Source organism: Rugamonas rubra (assembly GCF_900114705.1).
Classification (GTDB): Bacteria; Pseudomonadota; Gammaproteobacteria; order Burkholderiales; family Burkholderiaceae_D; genus Rugamonas; species Rugamonas rubra.
Map to the genome: position 1 here is coordinate 327,507 of NZ_FOTW01000007.1, position 6,759 is coordinate 334,265.

The 6,759-nt window shown below is 59.0% G+C and carries 5 protein-coding genes and 1 pseudogene; all 6 read left to right on the forward strand.

Going from position 1 to position 6,759, the window contains the following annotated elements; genetic code table 11:
* The first annotated feature begins 202 nt into the window (after positions 1 to 202).
* Positions 203 to 1,375 carry an anti-phage ATPase IteA gene (iteA, locus tag BM252_RS07800; RefSeq protein WP_093385886.1) on the forward strand — a complete coding sequence of 391 codons (1,173 nt, stop codon included), beginning with the start codon at positions 203 to 205 and terminating at the stop codon, positions 1,373 to 1,375.
* Complete coding sequence (iteS, locus tag BM252_RS07805) at positions 1,326 to 3,656, forward strand: S8 family anti-phage peptidase IteS (RefSeq protein ID WP_093385888.1); 2,331 nt, start codon at positions 1,326 to 1,328, stop codon at positions 3,654 to 3,656. Before iteA ends, iteS begins: the two co-directional genes overlap by 50 nt.
* A 12-nt stretch (positions 3,657 to 3,668) precedes the next feature.
* Positions 3,669 to 4,409 carry a hypothetical protein gene (locus BM252_RS07810; RefSeq protein ID WP_093385891.1) on the forward strand — a complete coding sequence of 247 codons (741 nt, stop codon included), beginning with the start codon at positions 3,669 to 3,671 and terminating at the stop codon, positions 4,407 to 4,409.
* A gap of 129 nt (positions 4,410 to 4,538) precedes the next feature.
* Positions 4,539 to 5,015 carry a hypothetical protein gene (locus BM252_RS07815; protein ID WP_093385894.1) on the forward strand — a complete coding sequence of 159 codons (477 nt, stop codon included), beginning with the start codon at positions 4,539 to 4,541 and terminating at the stop codon, positions 5,013 to 5,015.
* 16 nt (positions 5,016 to 5,031) lie between these two features.
* Positions 5,032 to 5,844 carry a TIGR02391 family protein gene (locus tag BM252_RS07820; RefSeq protein ID WP_093385896.1) on the forward strand — a complete coding sequence of 271 codons (813 nt, stop codon included), beginning with the start codon at positions 5,032 to 5,034 and terminating at the stop codon, positions 5,842 to 5,844.
* Positions 5,845 to 6,116: 272 nt separating this feature from the next.
* Positions 6,117 to 6,665: pseudogene (locus BM252_RS07825) on the forward strand (IS21 family transposase); the annotation flags it as partial.
* Between the last annotated feature and the right edge of the window lie 94 nt (positions 6,666 to 6,759).

Here is a 6,759-nt window from a genome sequence, read left to right on the forward strand (position 1 = left end):
GCCTGGCAAACGAAGTTGACAGGCGCTAAGGGATCGCTCAGGCACCACTGCCACTCCCAGCCGCAGCGCGGCCGTAGTTTCGAAGGAGATGCCGCATGATAACGCGGTCCTGAAACAATTTGTGAAAACTGCGGTACAAAATTGGCGGTTTCCGTTACGATGATTGAGTTTAACGACTCATCTAACGGAAATTGTGTCTCAAATGTCTTTCCCCCACCTATCCGAAGTACTGAAGATTCTGGACGGCGCGCTGCGGTCGAACGCAACGATGTCGACCAACTATGCCGGCCTGCTGGCCGACAAGCTGGAACAGGATGGTGAACGCGAAATCGCGATACGCATCCGCGAGCGCCTGGCGCGCGCGCCAACGGCGGTGGCGCATGCCCAGGATGCGGCTGGGCTCATCGGCGGCCTGCCGGTCGACAGCGAAAGCCGGCTCGACACGCTCGACATTAGCAAGCCGCCCAAGGGTAGCGTACACCTCTGCCTACCGGGCGGCACCGCCAAGCGGATCGACGAGTTCCTCCAATGCGTTAAGCACTACGACCGCTTGCGTAACGCGCACGCGGCGATGCCCTTGCGCATGCTGCTATACGGCGCACCTGGCACCGGCAAGACTCAGTCGGCACGCTGGATCGCCAGCGAACTTGGTTTGCCGCTCCTGACGGCCCGCTGCGATACCCTGGTCAGCAGTCTGCTTGGCCAGACGAGCAAGAATCTGCGCCGCATCTTCGACTATGTCGAGCAACGTCCATGCGTGCTCTTTCTTGATGAATTCGACGCTCTCGCATCCGCGCGCGGCAACGAGCGCGACATCGGAGAGCTGCAGCGCGTGGTCATTGCGTTGCTGCAAAACATCGATGCGCTCTCAGACAATACGGTCCTGCTGGCAGCGTCGAACCACGAAAAGCTGCTCGATCCTGCCGTGTGGCGCCGTTTTCCCTTTCAGTTGCCGTTACCGCTGCCGGACGCGGTGTTGCGTAAGGAAATGTGGGAGAGCATGTTGGGTAGCTACGCCCCGGATTCACTCGATTGGCACACTTTGACAGTGAAATCAGCCGGTGCCACGGGTGCCTTGATCGAACAGGTCAGTCTGGATGCGAAGCGCCATGCTGTACTCGATGGTCGAGCTGTGGTGGACGACGGAGAACTGTTTCGCCGCCTGTCCTTGTCCTTTGCGCTGGTCCAGGGGCATTCCCCAGCTAGCCTGAGCGACGAAATTGCGTGGCTGCGCCAATGGGACGCAAAGATATTTTCCCTACGAGAACTTGCGCGTTTATATAATGTATCAACAAGGCAAATAAACCACTTTGTCCAGGGGGAACATGGCAACGCAGGCAAACCGACCCGAAAGAGGGGCGCCCAAGGCCACTAATCCGATCGCGCACGTTTCCTACGAACGGCGCGACCTGGTCGGTGTGGATCCCCCGGCCGGCGGAGGCGGTAAGGAATTAGTTCCGGTCACTGCAGAGCTTCGCAACGCGCTTGCGCGGTCCATGGGCGATGCCGCCGAGCAAATTGCTGCCGAAGCGCGCTTCCATCCGGACGTGCCGGGCGTGATGGTCATGCGCCTACGCGACGTGGCCGTTGCGAAATCGCATCGTCCACTTACACTCATTTCCGAAGCGAACATGCCGCAGGCCGGGCACGGCGAGATCAACGAAATGCTGGTCGCGGTCAATCCCGTCAGCCTCGGACAGCTGGAGCACGTGATCCGCGCGCGCACCACTAAGGCGATCCGCAACAATCTGTCGGCAGTGGATCGCTTCGAAGCCTGGGATATCAACCGCCGCTTGCCAAGGTACGCCCGCAACCAGCCTTTGGACCAAGTCTTCGCATCGTTCCGCCAAATCGCCGCGCGCCTGATGGTGCGCCTCTTTTCCCACGACTCAGCCGCGACGACCAACCTCGTGATTGAGCGCTTCGAGCAGCTCCTGAGCACGCATCGAATCCCAGCTGTCCGCCTTCCGCAGAGAACAGGACCGCCATTATTCCTCCTGACGATGAACGATGCGATGGGGATTGCTGCGTTCTCCGCCATCGTTCAATTCCAGGGCGTGCGGCAAGCTAGGCCCGAGCCACGCATTCTGCCGACCGCCGCTGTCATGCCGGCCGCCCCGATGCCCACGTTCGTTGCCGCGCCGCCTGCGCCCGGACTGCCAGTGGTCGCAGTGTTCGACTCCGGCGTCAATCCAGCCAGCGCCCAGCTGCAGCCTTGGGTGGCGAGCCGCGACACCTATATCCTGCCGCCTGACACCGATTTTGTGCACGGCACCGCCGTTGCTTCGCTCGTTGTGGACAGTCGGGGTCTAAATAGCCAACACGCCTACTTCCCGACGGCGGCAGCCTGCCGGATCCATGACGTTTGCGCGCTCGAAGTATATGGCGCGCAGCAAGGCGACTTGATCATCCGTCTACGCGAAGCCATCCCCAAGCACCCAGACGTCAAGGTATGGAATCTCTCACTCGGTGGGGCAGAAATCGGCGACGACGAGTTTTCTGAATTCGGCCGGGAACTCGATGCCTTGTCGGATACGTATGGGGTGCTATTCGTGGTTGCCGCCGGCAATTATCAAAACGAGCCGCGGCGCGGCTGGCCGGCGCCCGCCGCAGCCTTGGCCGACCGGATCTCCATGCCGGCCGACTCGGTGCGAGCTCTCACTGTCGGCGCGATCACCCATCTGGAGAGCGCGGCGAGCCTGGTGCGCATTGCCGAGCCGGCGCCGTACTCCCGGCGCGGCCCCGGTCCCGTCTTTACTCCGAAACCCGATCTCGTGCATGTGGGCGGCAACGCCGACGCGCTTCTCCAGACTGGCGGGATCGGCGTTAACGTGCTCACCAGCGCCGGCACCGTCAACACCGGCTGCGGGACCAGTTACGCGTCGCCGATCGCGGCGGGCTTGGCGGCGTGTACCTGGCATTCACTCTCGGGACCCGGGCGTGCGAACCCGCTGACGGCGTCGCCTGTTATGGTTAAGGCGCTTATGATCCACAGCGCTCAACTCGGCGCCCCTGATCGCGCCCCGCTTGAGAGGCGTTACTACGGGGCTGGAATGCCAGGCGATCCAATTGCCGTGCTGTACGATTCGGATTCGAGTTTCACGATGCTGTTCGAACTCGATATAGTGGACTCGATGAAGTGGCGGAAATCGCCATTCCCCATTCCTCCATCCCTAATCCACGAAGGGAAGCTCAAAGCCGAAGTCATTATCACGGCCGTTTACGCGCCGCCGGTGGACCCGTCTAAGGGCGCGGAGTACGTGCGCTTCAACGTGGACGTGGGTTTCGGACGCTTGTCTACCAATGCCAACGGCAACCTCGCGTTCCAAGGTTGCGTACCGGCCGAAGGCGAGCTCGGCACGAACGGTTTCGAAGAAGCCCAGGTGGAGCACGGCGGAAAATGGTCGCCAGTGAAGATCTACCGGCGCAGCTTTCCGAAGGGCGCTGCCGGCAATGTTTGGGCGTTGCAGGCAACGCTACTGCGCCGCGCATTCGAGCCGCCGCTGGCGCAACCCTTGCGCGTGGTCATCGCAGTCACGCTGCGTTCGCTGGACGGCAATCCAAACATTTACGAGGAAGGCCGCCGGCTGCTGGCTGCCACGAACTGGTTGAACCAGGATATCGCTGTGCGGATCGCCGTGCCGGTGCGGGCATAGTTCGGTGTTTCGATGATGACCAGTTCGCTCGCCCTTGAGAACCTGAATGGCCTACACGGCGAGGAGGAGCGCTTGCGCGCGCTTGGCCTTGCTGCTGTGAAGGCGGCGCCCGCTTTCACCGAACATCTGGAACTCATTGGTGAGGCGATGGATTTGGTGGTCATTCTGGGCAGAGGTTATCCCACGCCCAGCGGCCATCAGCAGGTGGTGCAATTGCTGGGTATTCGCCTGTTCAACGCAGCGGCAACAGCCCTGAAACTGGCCCTGGCAGGTTATTATCAGGCGGGCTTTTCGCTCATTCGAGATCTGCTAGAAACGACGCATCTGCTGGACTATTTCCTGCACGATCCCGCTGCGGTTGCTATCTGGCAGACCGGCGGCACGGCGGCGAAAAAGAAGTTCCAACCGCAGGCGGTACGCGACGCGCTCGACAAGCGTGACGGCTTCACGACCGGGAAGCGTGCTGAGATCTACCAGCGCTACTGCGTCTACGCTTCGCATCCGACCTATGCCGGCATTCTTTTAGTTGCACCGAAAGCCAGCGGATTGGCGACCTACGGTCCCTTCCTCGATGAGCCAACGCTTGGCCATCTGCTGATTGACCTGGCCAAGTTCGTAATGCACGGAACACTCGTATTCGGGCACCATTTCGACGATTGCAGATCTTCCGAGATCGTCGGGGTGATTGAGCACTTTCATGCGAGAGCGACGGCGTGGAGCGCCACGCATTTGACGAATCCTTCGGCTCCATGACGGAGGCCCGTTTTGAGCAGTGTTATGGAGGTCGCATATCGCTCGTATTCGTGGATATTGCAAGGGCGATGGAATGTGCCATTTTGGGTTGGTTGGGTCCATTACTGGAACGCCAGGAAGGGAGTGAAGATGCTATCCGCCAATCAAATACAGTATCTCCAGCGTCAGCAGCCAGGCGAGGCAGTTGCGCGAGCGCTTTCCGAGCTTTTGGAAAATGACCATGACTTACTTGATATCGACGCTAACGAACGCTCCATCACCTTTCGCTTTGCGATGTATCTCCAACAGTATTTTCCTGGTTGGACCGTAGATTGCGAATACAACAGGGATGGCACGGAACCCAAGCGACTCGGACATTTAGAGCTTTATCCAAATAGCGACGACGATGAAGCGAAGACTGTATTCCCGGATGTAATCGTGCATCGACGGGGTACGCGACAAAATCATTTGGTCTTGGAGTTCAAGAAATCAACGAGCCGCGTCAATCGACAGATCGATCTCAGGAAACTTCAGGGCTACAAGCAGCAGCTTGGCTATGAGCACGCTCTGTTTGTTGAAGTCGGTACCGAGGGACAGGCGATCATCACCGCGCTTGAATGGGCCTAAGAACAAAGAAAGATTTATGACTCGTATTCCGTTATTTAGCTCCCAGCACCTTGAAGCCGCCTGCCGTGTCCTAGCCGACACCGAGCGCGGCCTGAGCGGGACGCAGATCGAGCGGCTGTTGCAGGAGATCGAAATTGCCGACTCCTCTCCAGCGATGACCAAATGGAAGCGGTTGTTCAATGCGTTAGCCGGTGCGCAGAACCAACATCAAGTCGGCAACCACCTCATCATTTTTATCAACCGAGCGATGAACCCGGTGAATTACGCCCGCGATGCAACGACATTTGCATGGCGTCGCGACGAACTCAATGTCGTTCTTGCCTTCTCCGGTTTCTATGTGCGTGAAGACGGCAAGGTCGGGTACGCCGATAAAGCTACGACGCTCGACGCGGCTCGCGCTCGTGCGGGCCGGCTCAAGGCCGCACTAGAAAGTCGCGCCGTCCATGCAGAAGTCTTGAACTATTGCCGTTCCGAGCTCTTGGATGAGAACTATTTCCACGCGGTGTTCGAAGCGACGAAGGGCGTCGCGGAGCGGATTCGCCAATTGTCTGGCCTAAGTGGTGACGGAGCAGACCTGGTGAACAAGGTGTTTTCAGGGCAACAACCGGTTTTGGCGTTGGGGCCGCTCAATACCGAGTCGGAAAAGAGCGAGCAGAAAGGCTTTGCTAACCTAATGATAGGTCTATTTGGCGCCGTGCGAAATCCGCTGGCTCATGCGCCTAAGACCAATTGGCCAATGTCAGAACAGGATGCGCTCGACATTTTGACGATGATTTCGCTGATTCATCGCAAGCTGGACCTCGCGCAAAAAACAACGATCGCACCATAGGAAGGGGCTGCATGAGCTATACGGACTGGCGCGCCTAGTGGGTATTCCGGACGAACGTGACCAGTGATTCCGGCATCGTGACCAGCCATTCCATTTGAACGTGACCGCCCATTCCGGGCGAACGTGACCGATTTCGAGCATCGTCCGGAATCAGCGGTCACGATGCCGGAATCGCTGGTCACGATACCGGAATGGCGTTGTACAGCGCAGTAATGGAGTTACGCATTTTGCAACCTACCGGGTACGCTCCCTGTTTTTTGACTGGAAACAGCGTGCCCGCACCAAGGATCAATATGCGTAAGATTAAGGACGTACTACGGCTCAAACTTGATGCCAAACTGTCGCACCAGCAGATCGCCGATGCGTTGGGGCTGTCGAAAGGTGTGGTCACTAAATACGCGGGCCTGGCGGCTACGGCGGGCTTGGACTGGTTCACAGTCCAAGGCATGGACGAGGCAGCGCTGGAGCGGCGCCTGATGGTCGGCTCCCAAAAAGCGCGAGACTATGTACAGCCCGACTATGGCCGCATGCATAGGGAGCTGGGCCGCAAGGGCATGACATTGATGCTTTTGTGGGAGGAGCACCGCGCCGATTTTGCGCACTGCCAGACCTACGCCTACTCGCAATTCTGCGAAAATTACCGCCGCTTTGCCAAGCAACTCAAGCGTTCTATGCGGCAGGTGCACCGCGCCGGAGAGAAGCTGTTCATCGATTTTGCGGGGCCCACTATCGCGCTCACCGATGGCGGACGCGCTCACATCTACGTGGCCTCGTTGGGGGCATCGAGCTACACGTATGCCTGTGCCACGCCACGCGAAACGTAAGTGTCAGCGGAACCCGTATTCGGCGCGCAGCTTACAAATCGATGATCTTACGCAGCAGTGCGGGGGAGACACGCCACTGTTCGCCGTCACA